This is a genomic window from Corynebacterium sp. HMSC077D03, from assembly GCF_001808545.1.
GTDB classification, from domain to species: Bacteria; Actinomycetota; Actinomycetes; order Mycobacteriales; family Mycobacteriaceae; genus Corynebacterium; species Corynebacterium simulans.
In genome coordinates, this window is sequence record NZ_KV793686.1 from 108,065 (window position 1) to 125,581 (window position 17,517).

Annotated in this window: 18 protein-coding genes; 5 read left to right on the forward strand and 13 right to left on the reverse strand. The window is 60.4% G+C overall.

Annotated elements, in window-relative coordinates:
- Positions 1-88: 88 nt before the first annotated feature.
- Positions 89-1,378, reverse strand: a complete 1,290-nt coding sequence (locus HMPREF2888_RS04305) for a PepSY-associated TM helix domain-containing protein (protein ID WP_246815034.1) — start codon at positions 1,376-1,378, stop codon at positions 89-91.
- Between the two features lie 248 nt (positions 1,379-1,626).
- The gene (locus HMPREF2888_RS04310; protein WP_070518325.1) at positions 1,627-2,460 is read right to left on the reverse strand and encodes an alpha/beta hydrolase; all 834 of its coding nucleotides are present in this window, start codon (positions 2,458-2,460) and stop codon (positions 1,627-1,629) included.
- Between the two features lie 30 nt (positions 2,461-2,490).
- Between HMPREF2888_RS04310 and HMPREF2888_RS04315 the strand changes: the two genes are divergently transcribed.
- Positions 2,491-2,997 (forward strand): CG0192 family protein, encoded by a 507-nt coding sequence (locus HMPREF2888_RS04315; RefSeq protein WP_141744821.1) that lies wholly within the window; start codon positions 2,491-2,493, stop codon positions 2,995-2,997.
- On the opposite strand, the gene HMPREF2888_RS04320 is transcribed toward HMPREF2888_RS04315, so the two are convergent.
- Complete coding sequence (locus tag HMPREF2888_RS04320) at positions 2,984-4,921, reverse strand: M13 family metallopeptidase (protein WP_070518327.1); 1,938 nt, start codon at positions 4,919-4,921, stop codon at positions 2,984-2,986. The two genes, HMPREF2888_RS04315 and HMPREF2888_RS04320, sit on opposite strands and share 14 nt — an antisense overlap.
- A 42-nt stretch (positions 4,922-4,963) precedes the next feature.
- Between HMPREF2888_RS04320 and HMPREF2888_RS04325 the strand changes: the two genes are divergently transcribed.
- Together HMPREF2888_RS04325 and HMPREF2888_RS04330 are read left to right on the forward strand one after the other, a co-directional pair.
- Complete coding sequence (locus HMPREF2888_RS04325; RefSeq protein ID WP_070455683.1) at positions 4,964-5,527, forward strand: hypothetical protein; 564 nt, start codon at positions 4,964-4,966, stop codon at positions 5,525-5,527.
- Positions 5,524-6,354 carry a PrsW family intramembrane metalloprotease gene (locus HMPREF2888_RS04330; RefSeq protein ID WP_070455684.1) on the forward strand — a complete coding sequence of 277 codons (831 nt, stop codon included), beginning with the start codon at positions 5,524-5,526 and terminating at the stop codon, positions 6,352-6,354. The genes HMPREF2888_RS04325 and HMPREF2888_RS04330 overlap by 4 nt, the downstream gene beginning before the upstream one ends.
- Here the strand turns inward: HMPREF2888_RS04330 and HMPREF2888_RS04335 are convergent.
- From HMPREF2888_RS04335 to betA, 8 genes are read right to left on the reverse strand one after another with little or no spacing between them, the layout of a single operon-like run.
- On the reverse strand, positions 6,338-6,631 hold the full coding sequence (locus HMPREF2888_RS04335) for an MGMT family protein (RefSeq protein WP_070518328.1): 294 nt from the start codon (positions 6,629-6,631) through the stop codon (positions 6,338-6,340). The two genes, HMPREF2888_RS04330 and HMPREF2888_RS04335, sit on opposite strands and share 17 nt — an antisense overlap.
- Complete coding sequence (locus HMPREF2888_RS04340; protein ID WP_070518329.1) at positions 6,632-7,426, reverse strand: VOC family protein; 795 nt, start codon at positions 7,424-7,426, stop codon at positions 6,632-6,634. It lies immediately after the preceding gene.
- On the reverse strand, positions 7,426-7,713 hold the full coding sequence (locus HMPREF2888_RS04345; RefSeq protein ID WP_070518330.1) for an RNA-binding S4 domain-containing protein: 288 nt from the start codon (positions 7,711-7,713) through the stop codon (positions 7,426-7,428). Before HMPREF2888_RS04345 ends, HMPREF2888_RS04340 begins: the two co-directional genes overlap by 1 nt.
- Positions 7,714-7,723: 10 nt before the next feature.
- Entirely contained in the window at positions 7,724-8,611 is an 888-nt protein-coding gene (locus HMPREF2888_RS04350) for a CE1 family esterase (protein WP_141744822.1), read from the reverse strand.
- A gap of 40 nt (positions 8,612-8,651) precedes the next feature.
- Positions 8,652-8,978, reverse strand: coding sequence for a YbjQ family protein (locus tag HMPREF2888_RS04355; RefSeq protein WP_062036309.1), 327 nt, complete (start codon positions 8,976-8,978; stop codon positions 8,652-8,654).
- A 10-nt stretch (positions 8,979-8,988) separates the two neighbouring features.
- On the reverse strand, positions 8,989-9,342 hold the full coding sequence (locus HMPREF2888_RS04360) for a DUF2218 domain-containing protein (protein ID WP_070518333.1): 354 nt from the start codon (positions 9,340-9,342) through the stop codon (positions 8,989-8,991).
- Positions 9,343-9,367: 25 nt separating this feature from the next.
- A complete protein-coding gene (locus HMPREF2888_RS04365; protein ID WP_070518335.1) occupies positions 9,368-10,078 on the reverse strand; it encodes a LysE family translocator in 711 nt (236 codons plus the stop codon).
- 21 nt (positions 10,079-10,099) lie between these two features.
- A complete protein-coding gene (gene betA, locus HMPREF2888_RS04370) occupies positions 10,100-11,875 on the reverse strand; it encodes a choline dehydrogenase (RefSeq protein WP_070518336.1) in 1,776 nt (591 codons plus the stop codon).
- A 333-nt stretch (positions 11,876-12,208) separates the two neighbouring features.
- Here betA and betT point away from each other — a divergent pair, with 333 nt between their 5' ends.
- Positions 12,209-14,458, forward strand: a complete 2,250-nt coding sequence (gene betT / locus HMPREF2888_RS04375; protein WP_062036318.1) for a choline BCCT transporter BetT — start codon at positions 12,209-12,211, stop codon at positions 14,456-14,458.
- Between the two features lie 45 nt (positions 14,459-14,503).
- Positions 14,504-16,081 (forward strand): aldehyde dehydrogenase family protein, encoded by a 1,578-nt coding sequence (locus tag HMPREF2888_RS04380; protein WP_070518337.1) that lies wholly within the window; start codon positions 14,504-14,506, stop codon positions 16,079-16,081.
- 126 nt (positions 16,082-16,207) lie between these two features.
- Here HMPREF2888_RS04380 and HMPREF2888_RS04385 read toward each other — a convergent pair whose 3' ends face one another.
- Both HMPREF2888_RS04385 and HMPREF2888_RS04390 read right to left on the reverse strand, forming a co-directional pair.
- Positions 16,208-16,753 carry an NADPH-dependent FMN reductase gene (locus HMPREF2888_RS04385; RefSeq protein ID WP_061919953.1) on the reverse strand — a complete coding sequence of 182 codons (546 nt, stop codon included), beginning with the start codon at positions 16,751-16,753 and terminating at the stop codon, positions 16,208-16,210.
- Positions 16,754-16,784: 31 nt separating this feature from the next.
- A complete protein-coding gene (locus HMPREF2888_RS04390; protein ID WP_062039233.1) occupies positions 16,785-17,474 on the reverse strand; it encodes an alpha-ketoglutarate-dependent dioxygenase AlkB family protein in 690 nt (229 codons plus the stop codon).
- Positions 17,475-17,517: the final 43 nt, after the last annotated feature.

Consider the following 17,517-nt stretch of genomic DNA (forward strand, 5'->3'; position numbering starts at 1 on the left):
AAAAGCACCCAGCGAGAAGTAGGACCCAGCGAGTACGAGAGAGGGAGGACCAGGTGGTCCTCCCTCTCGTTACTTTATGGCAATCGTCCTAGACAGGTTGCTTGATGCTTTCCCCTTCTTGGGTTTCGCGTGGCTCGGTCTGTTTCGCCTTCTTAGCGCGCTGCACTGCCCAATCCACAAGGAAGAACAGCACCAGGGATGCGCCGAAGAGCGGAGCGATGATGGAATACAGCACCGCGCCCACGACCAGCGCTGGCGAGAGCTTCAGGTGCTGGAGCGAGCGCTTCGGGCGACTAAACCACATCCACAGGCCCATGACGCTGACCGCCAACAGGCCTAGCGCGAGAAGCGCGAGCGCAACCTGGTTGTAGATTCCGAACAAGGTGCCCATATGCAGCTGGATGAGCCATGGGACCGCCTTGGCCATGAGCGGCCAGTCCTTAAAGTCCACGCGGTCCACCACTTCGCCAGTGTGCGGGTCGACAGCGATGGCATCGTAGCTCAGCTTGTAGTCTTGGCGTGCCTCAGTGACGGTCCACGCTGGCGTCTCCGCGGAAGGCGGCGTCATGTCGAGGATGCCGGTCAACCCTGCCGAACGCGCGGCCGCCAACGCGTCTGCGCCGCCCATCACGTTCATGTCCCCCGTCATGTCCATATGGTGATGCTCGGCATGCGGGTCCGCGGCGGCAGTTGCTGCGGGCTTGGGCTGCATCCAGTCCATCTTCTCGCGCAGGGTAGAGATGTTTTCACCAGCAACCAAGGACCAGGTCAGGCCAGTGATGGTGAGGAACACGAAGCCGGGCAGCAGCCACGCGCCGATCTTGGAGTGCAGGGTGAGCATCTTGCCCGCTTTCCGACGCCGCTTGAACCACAGGTAGATGCCCATGATCGCCAGTGCGCCCAGCCATGAGGCGGCGAGCTCGGAGTAGATGCGGCCGGCGTCGCCAAGCCAGAGGCGGCGGTGCCCCTCGGAGAGCCAGCTGCGCAACGGCAACGCGCGAGAGGAACCATACTGCACGAGGTCACCCTTGATTTCGAGCGTGGCGGGGTCCACGAACACTGCGTGGGCGTAGCTGGAGGATTTCAGTGCGTCATCCGCGAAGAGCACGCGGGTGTTCTTCTCGCTGTCGTCGAAGGCCTGCACCTTGCTTACTGCGAGATCCGGATAGACCTTCTGGGCTGCTGCGATCTGCTCATCGAGGCTGTGTGCTTCACCGCTTCCTGACGCCACGATCTCATTCTTGTACACCACCGACTCGATGCTGGGGGCCAAGGCGTAGAAGAACCCGCTCAGCGCTGCAACGATGAGGAACGGCGCTATGAGAACACCGGCTGTCTTGTGTAAGCGCGACATCGCACCATGATTGGAAATACTCATGGGTGAATAGTCGCGACGCTATTAGCAATAGTTCCCGATAAAGTTTTCTTGTGATCCTTTCGAATCGCGGGAACTTTTGCCGGCAGTGGTCAGGTTGCCCTCAATTCGGTTTGGTTTCCCTGGTTGGGTCCCCCTCTAATGGTCCCTTTACGAGTAGCGAAGCCGTGCGGGATGCCCCATTGGGTAGCTTTACCCCCAAGGGGATCCAACCAATGGGACCAAACCGCTAAACGCTAAAACCAGGCGGCTTAGACGGAGCGCAGGAAGTCCGCGGTGTCCATGATGCGCTGGCGGGCCACTGCCGGAGTTGAGATGCGGTGAGTGGAGACGTAATCGGCGGTCTCGGCGGCAGGGATGGTGACTCGCTCGGCGATTTCGTCTTGCACCGCAGTCTGGACGAGTGTGCGCGGGTACTCGTTTGGCAGCTCGTAGCCGGCGCGCAGCTCCTCGGGGAGATTGGAAAGCGCAGCGAAGTCAGGGAAAGTAAGGATGAGTGCATCGGCGGGCGCGAGTGCAGCCAAGGCGCCGCCCGAGGAGTAGCCCCACACGGTCACGGAAGCCGCACCTTGTTCGCAGGCATAAGCGATGGCCTTGTTGACGGATTCCACCATGTCCGCCACGGTGTGCTCAGGCGCTAGCGGGTAGTCCACGTCGATGATGGTGGTGCCGGACAACTGTGCTGCGGCGGCGACTTCGGGGCGCCACTGCATCTCCAGCGCGTTGCCGTCACCGCGCCACCAGCCGCCGGAGTGGAGGGAAACTGCCCACTTGCCATTCGGCGCAGTGGGCTCGAAGATGGCGCCAACCTCATGGTCACGCTGCGTGATTCCATCAGTGAACTTGGTGCCCGGCAGCGCGTGGTCAACCGCCGTGCCCAAGACCATCATGGAAGCCTGCGTGATGCGATCCGGCAAAAGCGCGCAGTAGCGGTCAGCATCCGGCGAGCCGCCGCCAGCCCACGGCGGACGGAAATCCGGCAGTGGGTAGTGGACCTGCATGTAGGAATAGAGCTGTTCCAGCTGCTCTTCCTCGCTCAACTGGCGGTCCTGGCCACCAATCTGCCACTGCTCAATCGAAGTCATGCATTCGAGGTTACCGCTACCATGGCTGCCATGACGAAGGTAGCCAAACTCCACCCCACCGCCGAACTATCCCCCACTAAAGCCGAAATCGCAGCTAAGTACGCCCACATCGACGAGATCATTGGAAGCTACCGCGCAGTAGATCCTGATGACGAAGTTGGCATCGAGGTCCTCCTCGGCCACGATTACGCCGGCAACATCGTCCAATTCCCCGTCACCTACCGCGCCGCCGACAATGCCACCGACAAACCACTGTGCGCCATGGACCACTCCGTGCTCGGAAAGCGCTCGGTAGCCCGCGCCAAAGACGACCCAGTCGCCATCACGCAATGGGTCCATCTTGTACAAAACGAGGAAACCTCCGCCGCATACTCCACCGGCCCACAGCGCTTCCACGCCTATGGCACCGGCGGACTACCTGGCGAAATCGAGTTCTTGCCCACCCTTACCGTCACCCCACCGGAGGCTGGGCAACTACGAGTAGTCGACTCCGAGACCGGAACCGACTACCTCGCGGCGCGTCTTACCAGATTGTGACGCGGTCTTCCTCGGCCAGGTAGAACGGAGAATCCTTCTCTACCTCGAAGGCCTCGTAGAACTCCGCCACATTCGCCGCGATGAGGTTGCAACGGAACTCCGCCGGGGAGTGCGGATCGATGGCCAAGTACTGGGTGGCCATCTCCGGGCGGATTGCGGTGCGCCAAACGCGCGCCCAGGACAGGAAGAGGCGCTGCAGGCCGTTGTACTCGGCGTCGTAAAGCGCAGGAGATGCGTCCTCCACCTCGAAAGGGGCCACTTGGCCAGCGACGTCGAGGCCGTTGTCCGCGCAGTAGTTCTTGTAAGCCACCACTGCGATGCCCAGTCCACCCAGGTCACCGATGTTCTCACCCAGGGTGAAGCTGCCGTTAACGCCCGCGGAATCAGTACCTTCCAGAACGGAAGGCACGCGGCCGTTGAACTGCTCCACCAACTTCGCGGTGAGCTTTTCAAATGCCGTGCGGTCCTCTTCGGTCCACCAGGAGTTCAGGTTGCCCTGGCCATCGTACTGCGAGCCCTGGTCATCGAAACCGTGGCCGATCTCGTGGCCGATGACCGCGCCGATTGCGCCGAAGTTCTCTGCAACGTCGCCGCCTTCAGCAGAAGGCACGAAGAACGGCGCGCGCAGGATGGCGGCTGGGAAAGTGATGTCATTGACCACCGGGTTGTAGAAAGCGTTGACCGTCTGCGGGGTGGAGAACCATTCGTCACGGTCCGCCGGCTTGCCGATCTTGCGCAGCTCGAAGTCGTGTGCCCACGCGTTGCCAGCGCGCACGTTCGCAATCAGGTCCTTGCCCGACGCACTGAAGGAAAGATCGGAGTAGTCGCGCCACTTATCCGGGTAGCCAATCTTGGCCTTGAACTGGGCAAGCTTCTCCAAGGCACGCCCGCGGGTAGCGGGCGTCATCCACTCGAGCTGGGAGATGCGCTCGCGGTAGGCAGCGGTTAAGTAATCAACTAGGGTGTCCATCTCCGCCTTAGATGCCGGCGGGAAGTGCTGGTCTACAAAGACCTTGCCAATCTCCTGGCCCACCAGGGACTCCGCTAGGCCCACGGCGCGCTTCCAGCGGTCACGCTGAGTGGTAGCACCTGAAAGGCGGGTGCCGTAGAACTCGAAGTTCTTCGCGCCGACTTCCTCCGGCAGGTACGGCGCGCGGGAAAGCAGGATGTGCCAGGTGGCCCACAGCTGCCAATCTGCCATGCGGTCCGCGGTGAAAAGCGTCTCGAAGTGCTCGAGGTAGGAAGGCATCATGTTCACAACGCGCTGTGCTTCCAGGCCGCCACCTGAAAGGATGGCGCGTGCCAACTCCGGCAGCTCCTCGAAAGGCATCGGGTTATAAGTCTTCACGGCATCGCGCGTGGAAACGACATCCCAATGACCGGCAGCCAGCTCCTTCTCCAAACCCACGATGCGCGTGGCGGCAACGTCGGCGCCCAAGCCGAACAGGCGGGCAGGATCGAGGAAGCCCAGCATCTGCGCCACGTGCTTTTCATATGCAGCCAGCGTCTCCGCATGCGCTTCCTCGCGGTAATAAGCCTCGTCCGGCAGGCCCAGGCCAGACTGGATGACGTAGGCCACGGCTTCCTCGGAGCCGGAATCCTTTTCCACCCAGAAGGTCACCGGGGCGCCGACTCCCTCGCGCTCGAGTTCGCCGAGGCGCTGCGCCAGCTCTTGAGGGTCGGCTGCGGTGAGGTGGTCGAGGTCGGCGTCGATTGGCGCCATGCCTGCACCATTAACGCCCTCGGTATCAAGGTGCGATGCGTAGAGCGCTCCTGGGCGCCCAGTGTCATTTTTAACAATCTCGTGCACGAGCTCTTCCGCCTCGTCACGCAGGTTGTGGAAGGTGCCATCAACGCCACGATCATCGGGGATGACGTGGGATTGTAGCCAAGGTCCATTGACAAATTGGTAGAGATCTTTCATGCCAGCCACTCTATGTCAATCGCGGTCTATAAGGTGTGGGTTATGCCAACTTATCGTTTTCCTCCTGCGCAGCTGCGCGGGCATTTCTTTCTCGCCGCAGGTGGCGTGCTCTTGGCGCTAGGCTTGCCTGCCATCTTGGCCGCGATTATTCCCACTCCTGGGCCGGAGGCGGAAGAAGTAGTGCTCAGCCCGCCGGGCTTTGACTGGGAAATCCCCGTGCCGGATTTGTACTGCACCCCGAATGCAGACGCGATGGCGATGCAAGCCTGGGACTGCGGCCAGGTGCTGGTCCAGCTCACGGCGCTCGAGGATCTCAGCGACAGCGAGGAGGACACCGCCGCCCGGCGCGCCGTGCGCGGCTACAGCATGGGCGATACTTCCGAGGCGGAAATCTTCCATGAAGGCGATGCACTCGCGCTTTACGACGACCCCTCCGGCACACTTGTCCTCTCCCGCGACGGGGAGGGCGCGGACGCAAAGGTGGATTACATGGTTATCTTGAGCAGCAGCTCACCGGCGCAAACCTTTGCCACAGGCGAGCGCATTTGGCACGCATTCGGCCACGCGAACCTGCCTTGGCACGAGAAAATGGTGGTGGGCTCATGAACAAGCTTTTCCGCAATACCATGTGGGTGATGATTGCCCTTGGCATCCTTGCGCTGCTTTTTAATCTCTTAAGCTTGGGGCTCATCGCACCGACATTGTTGCTTTCCAGCATCGCGATTGGCGCTGTGGTTGCCGCCCTTTTTCTCTTCTTGCTACGGCTTAGCCCCATGTGGCCGGGCGCTGGCCGCCGCTGGGTTCCGCCCGCTTTGCTCTGGGGCGGCGGTACCGCGCTGGGGCTTGTGATGCTTAGCGCTTCCCCGCTTACTGACCTTGCGCTTTCCCTTGGGTGGAAGGCCGCCGCATTATCGTGGACCGGCGCCTATCCGGAGGAGATCTCCAAGGCCACAGGTGTGCTTTTTATTCTGCTTTCCTACCGAGAGCTCAACCGACCTTGGCATGGCTGGATAGTCGGCGCCTGCGTGGGCCTTGGATTCGAGATGGTAGAAAACGTCATGTACAGCATCATGGGCGGTATCGTTCATCCGCTCAATGACTGGTCAGGCATGCTGCAAATGTGGGGCCTGCGCCTAGTGGCAGGCCCTGGCCTGCACGTGTTACTCACCGCCATGGCCGGCTGGGGCATCGGCTGGGCTATCTTTGCGGCGAAAAAGTCGCGCGGTTGGCGCTTAGGCGTTCTCTGCGGATTTTTGGCATGCTCCTTTAGTTTCCACTTCTGCTGGAACTACATGCATGACAACGAGATCTTCACGATCATCCAATACATCGTCGTGGCTTTGGTGCTCTACCCGTTAAGCATCTTCCTCATCCTGCGCGGCAACAAGCTGGCCAAGCAGGATGACACCTATTACGTCACCCCAACCGCTTGAGGTCCGCGGCGTCTAGCCCGTGGCGGCGCATGTCCACGCGAGCACCCGAGTGGCTGATTTCCTCTTCCTCCCAATAGGGGATGGAAAGCTCCGGCGCATGGGAAGAGCCGTCAGCGCGGACCACGCGCCACCAGGGCAAGCCAGGGACCTTCTTCATCACCCAGCCCACGTAGCGGGCATGGCAGCCCGCCGCTTTAGCCACTTCCCCGTAGGTAGAGACGTTGCCGGCCGGAATGCGCCGAACGACCTCCGCTACTTCCTCTACCCTGTTTTTCATCTAAAAGTCGAGGTTGAGCACGTCATCTGACTCGCGCGGCTCTTCCTCCGGCGCGTCCTCGACCTCGGCCAGAGTGACCGTAGCGCCGGTGGAATCAGCCAGCAGGCACAGGCGCCCGAAAGGCGAATCCCACGGCTCGCGGATTACCTCACCGCCAAGCTCTACTGCCTTGGCAGCAGCCGCCTCGAGATCACGCACGCCGAGGTAGGTCTGCCAGAAGCTTGGCACCTGCGGCGGGAACTGGCCTTCGGCGTTCCAGAAGCCGGCGAAAGGCGCGCCATCTTCCTCCGCTGTGGCATAAGCATCGCCGCCACGGACCTCCCAGTTAAACAGCTCGCCGTAGAAGTCCAAGGCCTGCTGGTAGCTGGTAGTGGCAGTCAGTTCGTGCCAGACCGGCGTGCCCGGTTCGCCGCCGGCCACGAACTGGTCCGCGCCCGCCGGTTGAATGAGGCCAAACATGCCACCTGCGACGTCGACAAGCAGCGCCATATGGCCCAGCTGCACCTGCGTTGCCGGCGCCAACACCCGGCCGCCAAGCTGCTCCGCACGCGCACAATCGCCGTCGATGTCCTTGCTTAAAAAGTAGGTCACCCACGTATCCGGTATGGAAGCCTGCTCTGGCTGCGGAATGAAGCCGGCAATCGGCAGGCCCTGCACGCGGCCCACGCGGTACTCGTTACCGGAATCTACTTCCCAGCCCAGCACCTGCTCGTAGAAGTTCACGGACTTGCGTGGCTCGGAGGTGGTCAGGTCGATCCAGTAGGGCATGCCTACTTCTGCTTCGAAAGCGGGCATTACATGTTCCTCCACTTCTCCGGATCAAAGTCATCGTCTGCTGTGGCCTCATCGAAGTAATCGTCCTCGTCCTCATCTGCTGCGGCCACGCGGGCACTGGTGCCAGCGATGCTCACCTCGTCGCCGGGGTGCAGGGTGGCGCCGCGCTGGGTCACCACTTCCCCATTGACCTGAACCTCGCCTTGCGCGATGAGCTCCTTTGCTTCACCGCCCGTGGCAACGAGGGAGGCCAGCTTGATGAACTGGCCGAGCTTAATGGAATCGCCCTTGATTGAGACTTCTAACATGCGGCATAGCTTACCGAGAAGGCACCTTGCCGGGATACTCAACCTTGAAGAAGTCCAAAATGGAGTTGGTTGCCCAATCGTGCGGGACAAGCCCGCTGCGATCCGTTACGCCACCGTTCCAGGTGTGCGTGCCGCCTTTAATTTTGTAATTCACGGTGGGCACCGCGCAGGAACCCCACGTAAAGCGGGTGACTGCGTCTTCCCGGTGCTCGGCGGGGAAAGGATCGCAGGCATTGTCCTCGGCGATTTCCGCCATGGTCTCCTCCACACCGCGGTAGTGGCCACCGTGGGCGGTGCCGCCTCCGTAATTAATAACGACGTCGGCAGTGCCGTGCACCGCAAAATAAGGGGTGGGCTTTCCTTCACAGTTTTCATCCACGGCGTCGTAGTTCGCCGCGGAAACCGTGGCGGCGCCGTCCAACTGCCGGTTGCAGGCTAGGGCGCGCACGAAACCGCCGCCATTGGAAAAGCCTGCGGCAAAGACGCGGCCATCGGTGTTGTAATTCTGTTTAACCCAGGCCAAGGTGTCATCGACCAAAGCGAAGTCTTCCCCCAAGGAAGTCTGCGCATAAGGTGCAGGCGCCCAAGCCTCCCCAATACCCGCCGGAAAAAGCGTGATGGCGTTGGCCTCATAGAGCTCAGTGTCCTGGAAGATGGTCGCGGGATCGCTGTTATATCCATGAAAGACCATGACCACCGGCGCGGGCTGCGCTGCGTCATAGTTATCGGGTACGTGCGCGATGAAGCTTCTGCCGCTGGGCAGCTCGATCGTGCGATAGTGGCCGGTCTGCGTTGCGCCTTGGGAAGGAAGCTCGGCCTTTTCCGAGGCCGTTTCCATGTCCGCGGGATAATCATAAGGGCCGTGCCCCGGCTCATCGACGTGCGAACACGCGCTCAAGCCTAGGCTAAGCGCTATTAAAAGATACTTGCGCACCTATCTAGAGAGCGCGCAGCTTTACTGCTGTGCCGGTGGCGGTGACCATCAGCATGTCGTTGGCCTGGCCCATAGGCGAGTAATCAAAGCTGATGCCCACGACGGCGTCGGCGCCCAGCTCCTGGCCGCGGTTCCACAGCTCGTTAAGCGCTGCCTCGCGGGCCTTGACTGCCTCTTCCTCATAGCCAGCGGAGCGGCCGCCAGTGAAGCTGCGGAAGGAAGCGCCTAAGTCCTTGAGGAAGTTAATACCAGTCACCGTCTCACCCGCAATGACGCGAATGTACTCGGTGATTTCGTGACCATCGACGTTGTTGGTAGTGGTGAAAATCATAAGCCCTAGACTACCTGCGTTCTGGGGGAAGATCAGCGACGCTGAAGTACACGCCCGGTGTGCCGTCGGCGCGGGTGAACTCGACCTTCAAGTCGTCTTTCTTGCCAAAGCCCACGAGGTGGCGGGCCACAACGTGCTCGACGGACTCGATGCTTTCTGAGTCTGCCTCGACGTTGAGGAGGAGGATGTTGGGCTCAACAGCAAGGTCGAGGGTGCCGCGGGTGTTTTTGCGCTCGAAGACGCAGCGGCCGGTTTCGGTTTCTGGGTCCCAGTGGGCGTCAATCTTGGCAGAGAAATGCGATGCCAGCTGCTTGCCGTAGCGTGTCGGGCGATCGGTTGAAACGCGTGCGGTGGAATTGCTCATGCCGGACACTGTACGCGATTTAGGTTTACCTAACCAGCGCGAGGATTCCCTCATAAATCATCACGCAGCCCAAGGCGCCGAAGATAAGGCCCGAGCCGATATCCAGATAGGCCGAATACTTCGTGAGGAAACGCGCCGCCGCGCGGACGATGAGCGCGAAGGTAGAAAACCACACCACGGAGACCACAGTCAGGATGATGGCGATGAACACGGTCCATTCAAGCCCCATGTCAGGGCGAATGAACTGGGCAAAGACGGCGCCGAAGAAGACAAGCGCCTTCGGGTTGGAAAGGTTGGTGAGCAGGCCCAGCTTGTAGGCGCGGCCAGCGGTGATGTCCTCGACGTCGCCAGTGCTCACTGCCTGCTCGATGTGCTCCTCGTCGAAGCTTCCCGCTCTTTCCGCCGAGTCCTGTGAAGTACTGCGGGCAAAGTTAAGGGCAGAGCGCCGTTGCGCCAGGCCCGAGCGGATGGAGCCATAGGCCATCCAGAGAAGGAAGCCGCCGCCCACCAGCTGCAGCAAGCCAAGCAGACTGGGGCGAGCGGCGATAAGAGCAGATAGTCCTGCCAGGGAGGCGGTGAGCCAGACGACGATGCCGGTGCAGATGCCCAGCGCACACATGATTCCGGCACGCATGGACCGCGGGGCGACGCGGATGACCTGCACTACATCAGGGCCGGGAGCGACGATCATCGCCACCCACACTCCTAGCAGCGAAACTAATGCAGCTAAAGTCATCCGACCCTTCTCTTGGCTCTTCTAGTAAGCACCCTTTACGGCCTGCTTGTGATCGCGCACTGCCTCGCCTGGGGCGTACAGCGGCATTTCCTCGCCAGCCTTGTACCAGGTTACGTCGTTAAGCGGTGCCAAAGGCTTCTTTCCGGCAATCAGATCGGCGGCCTTCTCGCCCACCATCATCGTTGGCGAGTAGATGTTGCCGTTGGTCACGGACGGGAAGACGCCAGCATCAGCGATGTAGAGGCCCTCAATGCCCCAGACCTGCATGGTTTCTGGGTCCACAACCGCCATAGGGTCATCCTTGGAGCCCATCTTGGTGGTGCACGACGGGTGCAGTGCGGTCTCACCGTCGTTACGTACCCATTCGAGGATCTCCTCGTCGGTCTGCACGTCAGGGCCCGGGCTGAACTCGCGGGCGCCCACCTCAGCCATGGCTTCGGTGTCCAGCAGAGAACGCGCAACGCGCACTGCCTCGACCCACTCGCGGCGATCCTGGTCGGTCTTCAGGTAGTTGAAGAGAATCTCCGGCTTTTCGTGGATATCGGCGCTCTTGATGCGGACATGGCCCTTGGTATCGGAGAACATCGGGCCAACGTGCCACTGGAAGCCGTGCTTGACGTCGGCCTTCTGACCGTCGTAGCGCACTGCCATCGGCAGGAAGTGGAACATCAGGTTCGGGTATTCCTCGTTCTCGTTGGAACGAACGAATCCGCCACCCTCGAAGTGGGAGGTTGCGACCGGGCCCTTCTTGGTGAGAATCCACTGCAGGCCCATAAATGGCCAGCGCCACTTGTCCAGGTAAGGCTGGGAAGAAGCGGTGGACTTGGTGGTCTCGTACTGGATGTAGACCTCGAGGTGATCCTGCAGGTTCTCGCCGACGCCCGGCAGGTGCTTGACGACGTCGATTCCGTGCTTGCGCAGCAGTTCCTCATCACCGACACCGGAGACCTGCAGCAGCTGCGGGGTGTTGATGGCGCCAGCGGAAAGGACGATCTTGTCAGCGAATACGCGGTGAACGCCGCCCTTCCACTCGTATTCCACGCCGATGGCCTTCTGGCCTTCGAAGAGGACCTTGGTGGTAAACGCGCGAGTACGAACCTCGAGGTTCTCGCGGTCTAGGTTCGGATGTAGGTATGCACGCGCGGCGGACCAACGCTTGCCGTGCTTGATGTTGCGGTCGAAAGGAGCAAAGCCTTCCTGGCGGTAACCGTTAACGTCGTTGGTCAGGTGGTAGCCGGCCTGCTGCACGGACTTGAACAGGGCCTGGAAGAGCTCGCTGGTTGCAGGACCGCGGGAAAGGTAGAGCGGGCCGTCGTGGCCGCGGCGCGGATCGTTATCTTCTGCCGCGGCGGCGTTTTCCATGCGGTTGAAATAAGGCAGGCAGTGCGCGAAGTCCCAGTTTTCCATGCCCGGGTTCTTGGCCCACTTCTCGTAGTCCATGGGGTTGCCACGCTGGTAAATCATGCCGTTGACGGAAGAAGAGCCACCCAGCAGCTTGCCACGGGCGTGGTAGATGCGGCGGCCATTCATCTCTGGCTCCGGCTCGGATTCGTACATCCAGTCGTAGTTCTTTGCACCAATCGGGAAAGAGAATGCGGAAGGCATGTGGACGAAGAGATCCCACAGGGAATCGTTGCGTCCGGCCTCAAGGACCAGCACACGAGTGTTCTTGTCTTCGGTCAGGCGTTCGGCGATGACGGAGCCTGCGGAGCCACCGCCAACGACGACTACGTCGCTTACTTCATCGGTGACCTTCTTAGCGGAACGCTTCTTGGTCAGCTTGTCCATAAAACCCATAAATCCCCTTCTTTCTGTGAAATATTTCACACGTCAAGATTGTCCCACCGGAAGTGAAAACATTGTAATTTATACAAAAGTCTGTATTTATTCACATCGCCTCATGTGCGGGCACTACCTTCAGAGTACACATCCTTCTAGAAGTTTGCCCATCTTAATGTATATTTACCTTGTCCGGATGGATGTCTCTGGAGATGAAATCCGAAGTCTTTGCACATAGGTTGCCCGAATATGATTCATTTCACTCACCTTTCTCTCCCTGCGATCTTGTGAGCATTTTGGGGCACCCGTGCGAAAGATTCGGCCCAAACCAACCAACATTAGGAGAAGTAGATGGCTAACTTTGACCCTCACGATCCTGAGGAGTCTCACACTTCAAGTAAAGTCCCCCAAGAAGGGGGTAAAAACACCTCTCTCGCAACCCCATCTGGAGAGCCCAAGAAGCGCAGCCCACGCTACCAAGTTCGTGCCCTCGTCGGCAGCTACAAGGCTGAAACCGGCGATGCCGTAGGCGCGGATCAGGTCCCTGCTCCCAAGACAAACTGGCCGGTATTTATCATCTCCGGCGTCCTCATTATTGCCATGGCGCTCTATGCCGGGCTCGGCCGCGATTCCGCGGCGGAAACCCTCGCCAGCGTCACCGGCTGGATCGGCCACAACCTCGGCTGGTTCTATGTCCTCACCGCCACCATCGCCGTGGTCTTCGTGCTCTATATTGCCTTTTCCAATGCCGGCAATATCCGCCTCGGCCCGGACCACTCGCGGCCGAAATTCAACACCTTCTCTTGGGCGTCCATGCTCTTTGCCGCCGGCATCGGCGTGGACCTCATGTTCTTCGCTGTCGCAGAACCCGTGACCATGTACGTCACCCCACCGGTCGGGGAAGGCGAAAACATGGAGGCCGCCAAGGAGGCCGTGGTGTGGGCGATGTTCCACTACGGCATCACCGGTTGGGCGCTTTATGCACTGATGGGCATGGCCTTCGGTTACTTCGCCTACCGCCTCAATATGCCGCTGGCTATCCGCTCCGCGCTGTATCCGCTCATCGGCAAGCGCGTACACGGCCCAGTTGGTGATGCAGTCGATATCGCTGCCATGCTGGGCACCGTCTTCGGTGTGACCGCCTCCCTGGGCATCGGTGTGGTGCAGCTGTCCTACGGCTTCCACCTCATCTTCGGCATCGAGCAGGGCCTTGGTCTGCAGTCCGCTCTCATCATTATTGCGGTGGCCATTGCCACACTGTCGGCTGTATCCGGTGTGGATAAGGGCATTCGCTTCCTCTCCGAGCTGAACGTCTATTTGGCCATCGCGCTGATGGTCTACGTCGTGGTCTTTGGCAAGACCGCCTACCTCTTCGATGCCATCGTGACCAATATCGGTGACTACGTCTCGAAGTTCCCATCCTGGACCATGGAGACCTTCGCCTTCGCCGAAGACCAAGCCAACGTAGACACTTGGATGCAGTCCTGGACCCTCTTCTTCTGGGCATGGTGGATTGCCTGGGCTACCTTCGTCGGCCTGTTCCTCGCCCGTATTTCCCGCGGCCGCACCCTGCGGCAGTTCATCTTCGGCGTGCTGACCTTCCCCTTCCTGTTCATCCTGATGTGGATGTCCTTCTTCGGCAACACCGCTTTGGACATGGTTCGTTCCGGCGAATACCCCGACTTTGCCGAAGCCGCAATCAATACACCGGAGCAAGGCTTCTACGACATGCTGGCCGAGTTCCCCGGCGCATCCATCGTCATCTTCTTGACCACGTTCATCGGTCTGCTGCTCTACATCACCTCAGCCGACTCTGGTGCGCTGGTGATGTCCAACTTCACCTCGAAGATTACGGATAGCCGCCAGGACGGCCCGAAGTGGATGCGCATCTTCTGGTCCGTCACCGTGGGCGCACTAACCCTGGCGCTTTTGCAGATCGATGGCATCACCACAGTCCAGTCCGCCACCGTGGTCATGGGCCTGCCTTTCGCCTTCGTGGTCTACCTCATTATGTTCTCCCTGTGGAAGTCCCTGCGCCTAGAAAACGTGCAGCGCGAAGCCCGCACCACCGCTATGCACGGAGTGATTTCCTCCCGTACCGAGCGCGAACCGGCCAATGCCGACCTCTGGAAGAACCGCCTCGACCGGGCCAATACCTTCCCCTCTAAGCAGGAGATGGATACCTATTTGCGCGAAACCGCCACCTACGCCCTCCAGCAGGTGGCAACGCACATGCGTACCCGCGGCTACGACGCCATCTTGCTCACCAGTGAGCTTCCCGACGTCGAACTGCCCCAACTCGACCTAGAAGTAAAGCTGCACAATGAGCGCATGTTCCGCTACCAGCTTTTCCCGGTAGCGGCCGAGCGCCCCGATTTCAGCGCGGGCGAAGGCGACGAGTACTACCGCCTCGAGGTCTACGATATGACCGGTTCGCTGGGCTATGACGTCTACGGCTATTCCGAGAACCAAATCATCAATAACGTGCTGGACCTCTACGAGCGCCACCTGGCCTTCCTCTACATGCAGCAGACCCAGCCGGGTGACTCCGATGTCTCTGATGGCGCCGAGCCCGAGCGCACCTGGCGCGAAGATAGCTAAGCTGGCCACTACAACTACCTCTATGAGAGAAAGGTTGCTTTTCACTTGAGCACCCAGAACACTTTGTTCGACCCCACCCAGACCGACCTGCTGAAGGGCGTGCATGCTGATGGCGCCCCGAAGTCCCTGTTCATCAACGGTAAGTGGGAAGCCGCCCAAAGCGGCGACACCCGCACCATCATTTGCCCGGCCGATGGTTCCACCGTCGGTTTAGTCTCCGAGGCATCCGACGAGGACACCGAGCGCGCCATCAAGGTTGCCCGTGAAAGCTTTGATAACGGCGAGTGGGCTAATACCCCGGCCGCCGAGCGCGGCAAGCTGGTCATCCGCGTGGCCGATTTCATCCGCGAGCACAAGGAACTTTTCGCTTCCGCCGAGTCCGCTGATACCGGCAAGCGCTATGAGGAGTCCTTGGGCGATATGGATGACATCGCCAACGCCTTTGAGTACTTCGGCACCCTGGCCCAGCACCAGGCCGGCCGCGTAGTCGACCCGCAGGATCCCAACCTGCGATCGCGCATCGACGCCGAGCCCGTTGGCGTCTGCGGACTGATTACCCCGTGGAACTACCCGCTTCTGCAGGTCTCCTGGAAGGTCGGCCCGGCCCTGGCCGCCGGCAATACCTTCGTCCTCAAGCAGGCGGAACTCACTCCGCACACCGCGATGCTGCTCATGGCCGCCCTCAAGGAATGCGGATTGCCAGACGGTGTGGGCAACCTCATCACCGGCGCCGGTGCCAACTGCGGCAACCCACTGTCCCAGCATCCTGACGTCGATATGGTCTCCTTCACCGGCGGCCTGGTCACCGGCAAGATCATCGCAAAGAACGCTGCGGAGACCGTCAAGCGCACCGCGCTGGAGCTCGGTGGCAAGAACCCGAACGTCATCTTCGCCGACGCGGACTTCGACGTCGCTGTAGATAACGCCCTCAACGGCGCTTTCTTCCACTCCGGCCAGGTCTGCTCCGCGGGTTCCCGCATCATCGTGGAAGAATCCCTGCACGATAAGTTCATCGAGGCACTGGTGGCGCGCACCAACAACATCAAGATCGGCGGTCCGACCGACGATAAGGCGGAGACCGGCCCGCTCATCTCCGCCGATCACCGCGAGAAGGTCGCCGCTTACGTGGACAAGGCCCGCGAGCAGGGCGCCAAGATCCTCACCGGCGGCCGTGCCGCTACCAGTGAGGACACCAATGGCCAGCACGGTACCGGCAACACGGACCTGGGCAAGGGCGTGTACTACCTGCCGACCATCATCGATGGCGCCACCAAGGACATGGAGTGTGTCCACGACGAGGCCTTCGGCCCTACCGTGACCATCGAGACCTTCACCACCGAGGAGGAGGCCATCGCCATCGCGAATGACACCGAGTACGGCCTGGCTGGCGCCGTCTACACTTCCGACGCCGGCCGCGCCGAGCGCGTTGCCCGCGCCCTGCGCCATGGCACCATCTGGATCAACGACTTCCACCCGTACCTGCCGCAGGCAGAGTGGGGCGGCTTCAAGCAGTCCGGCAATGGCCGCGAGCTTGGCCCCACCGGCTTGGCCGAGTACCAGGAGCACAAGCACGTGTACCAGAACCTGGCCCCTGCGGCTTGGGACCAGTTCGGTTTGCAGTAATTAACTCTGCGTGCGTGGCTTGATGGTCATCGTGTCGATGTTGACGTGCGCTGGAAGCGAAGCCACCCAGCGCACCGTCGAGCACGCAGGCTTCCCGCGAGATAGTGACCGCGGAAGGATCGGTTTCTAGCTCGCGATGGAATCCTCAAGCTCAGCCAGCATGTTGTCAACGAGGCCAATCTTGAAGTCAGCTGGCGCGAAGGCGCCCTCGTTCATGTCGGTGATGAGGTTGACCTCTACCTGAGTGCGCAGCTGCTTCATGGAGAAGTTAGCCACTGCCAGGCGCCATGCCTCAACTGCGCGAATGCCGCCGGAGAAGCTGTACCCCACGAAAGCGATGGACTTGTTTACCCACTCGGCGCCCAAGGAATCGAAGGCGTTCTTGAACGGACCCGGCACGGAGTGGTTGTACTCAGGGGTGACAAAGACGTAGCCATCGCAAGAATCGATGGCATCGGACCAAGCCTGAACGTTGGCGTCGTCATAGCTCTTGTTCGCCGCCATCGGGATGACGGAGGTGGTCATGATCGGAACGTTGAATGCCTTGAGATCAATTACTTCGTATTCAACGCCGGTGTTGCGGCCTTTAGCCAAGTCACCAACCCAGTTTGCGATTGCCTCGCCTGCACGATCGTCGCGAGTAGAGCCGAGAACGATGCCAATCTTTGCCATGGGAATAACCCTCTTTCGTTTTGTTGATTAGTCAACAAGAAAGACTAGCACGCGCGTCAACTTGGCGAATAGTGATATTGATTCGCCCTTCCCGCAGACCACATCCTTCTGGCAACGTTGCGTCATTAACCCGCACCACACCGTGATAGGCCAGCCGCTTCGGTCCGCCAAAGACAATCAGATCCCCTGAACCAAGCAGAACGTCATCCCAGGGCTTATTGCGGTTTTCCGTATTGCCCATCCGAAACAGCGCTTCATCACCAATGGATAGAGAAATTACCGGCGCCAAGGATTCCTCAAAATCGTCGACGTGCATGCCCATCCCCGAGCCCGGTGGATAGTAATTCACCAACGCCATCTCAGGAACAAAGCTCTCAGCCCATGGCGCTAACTCGGGCGCGACCTCGGCAGCCGCGCGCAGTGCCGGAGACGCCAGCTCCCGCAACGATTCCAGCATCGGCGGCACTCGAGTCCCCTCAATATTGTCCACGTAACGATAGGTCTCGTAATGCCAGAACCTGCCCAAATGCAGCTGATGCACGCTCATCTGCCCCGACTTCAAACGTGGGCGATACATCGCCATCGGCGTGCCCGCATAAGCCCGCGCCACCTCACGAACAGCAGAAACCAACGCTTCTTGGCTGCTCACGGACAACCATCCTGGCAGATGCGCCACGCCCGGCGCGACCTGGACGGCGGGGCGAGAGACGTCGAAAAGCATGGCCCAAGAGTACATGTCCGTCCGCAGCACACAAGACGTCCCT

What these genes read in the sequence shown, in the direction of transcription:
- HMPREF2888_RS04345 (WP_070518330.1), bottom strand. Translation starts at nt 7,713, where the DNA reads ATGTTAGAAGTCTCAATCAAGGGCGATTCCATTAAGCTCGGCCAGTTC.
- HMPREF2888_RS04310 (WP_070518325.1), bottom strand. Translation starts at nt 2,460, where the DNA reads ATGACTTCGATTGAGCAGTGGCAGATTGGTGGCCAGGACCGCCAGTTG.
- HMPREF2888_RS04305 (WP_246815034.1), bottom strand. Translation starts at nt 1,378, where the DNA reads ATGAGTATTTCCAATCATGGTGCGATGTCGCGCTTACACAAGACAGCC.
- HMPREF2888_RS04385 (WP_061919953.1), bottom strand. Translation starts at nt 16,753, where the DNA reads ATGGCAAAGATTGGCATCGTTCTCGGCTCTACTCGCGACGATCGTGCA.
- HMPREF2888_RS04335 (WP_070518328.1), bottom strand. Translation starts at nt 6,631, where the DNA reads ATGAAAAACAGGGTAGAGGAAGTAGCGGAGGTCGTTCGGCGCATTCCG.
- HMPREF2888_RS04325 (WP_070455683.1), top strand. Translation starts at nt 4,964, where the DNA reads ATGCCAACTTATCGTTTTCCTCCTGCGCAGCTGCGCGGGCATTTCTTT.
- HMPREF2888_RS04340 (WP_070518329.1), bottom strand. Translation starts at nt 7,426, where the DNA reads ATGCCCGCTTTCGAAGCAGAAGTAGGCATGCCCTACTGGATCGACCTG.
- HMPREF2888_RS04365 (WP_070518335.1), bottom strand. Translation starts at nt 10,078, where the DNA reads ATGACTTTAGCTGCATTAGTTTCGCTGCTAGGAGTGTGGGTGGCGATG.
- HMPREF2888_RS04315 (WP_141744821.1), top strand. Translation starts at nt 2,491, where the DNA reads ATGACGAAGGTAGCCAAACTCCACCCCACCGCCGAACTATCCCCCACT.
- HMPREF2888_RS04355 (WP_062036309.1), bottom strand. Translation starts at nt 8,978, where the DNA reads ATGATTTTCACCACTACCAACAACGTCGATGGTCACGAAATCACCGAG.
- betA (WP_070518336.1), bottom strand. Translation starts at nt 11,875, where the DNA reads ATGGGTTTTATGGACAAGCTGACCAAGAAGCGTTCCGCTAAGAAGGTC.
- betT (WP_062036318.1), top strand. Translation starts at nt 12,209, where the DNA reads ATGGCTAACTTTGACCCTCACGATCCTGAGGAGTCTCACACTTCAAGT.
- HMPREF2888_RS04390 (WP_062039233.1), bottom strand. Translation starts at nt 17,474, where the DNA reads ATGCTTTTCGACGTCTCTCGCCCCGCCGTCCAGGTCGCGCCGGGCGTG.
- HMPREF2888_RS04360 (WP_070518333.1), bottom strand. Translation starts at nt 9,342, where the DNA reads ATGAGCAATTCCACCGCACGCGTTTCAACCGATCGCCCGACACGCTAC.
- HMPREF2888_RS04320 (WP_070518327.1), bottom strand. Translation starts at nt 4,921, where the DNA reads ATGAAAGATCTCTACCAATTTGTCAATGGACCTTGGCTACAATCCCAC.
- HMPREF2888_RS04330 (WP_070455684.1), top strand. Translation starts at nt 5,524, where the DNA reads ATGAACAAGCTTTTCCGCAATACCATGTGGGTGATGATTGCCCTTGGC.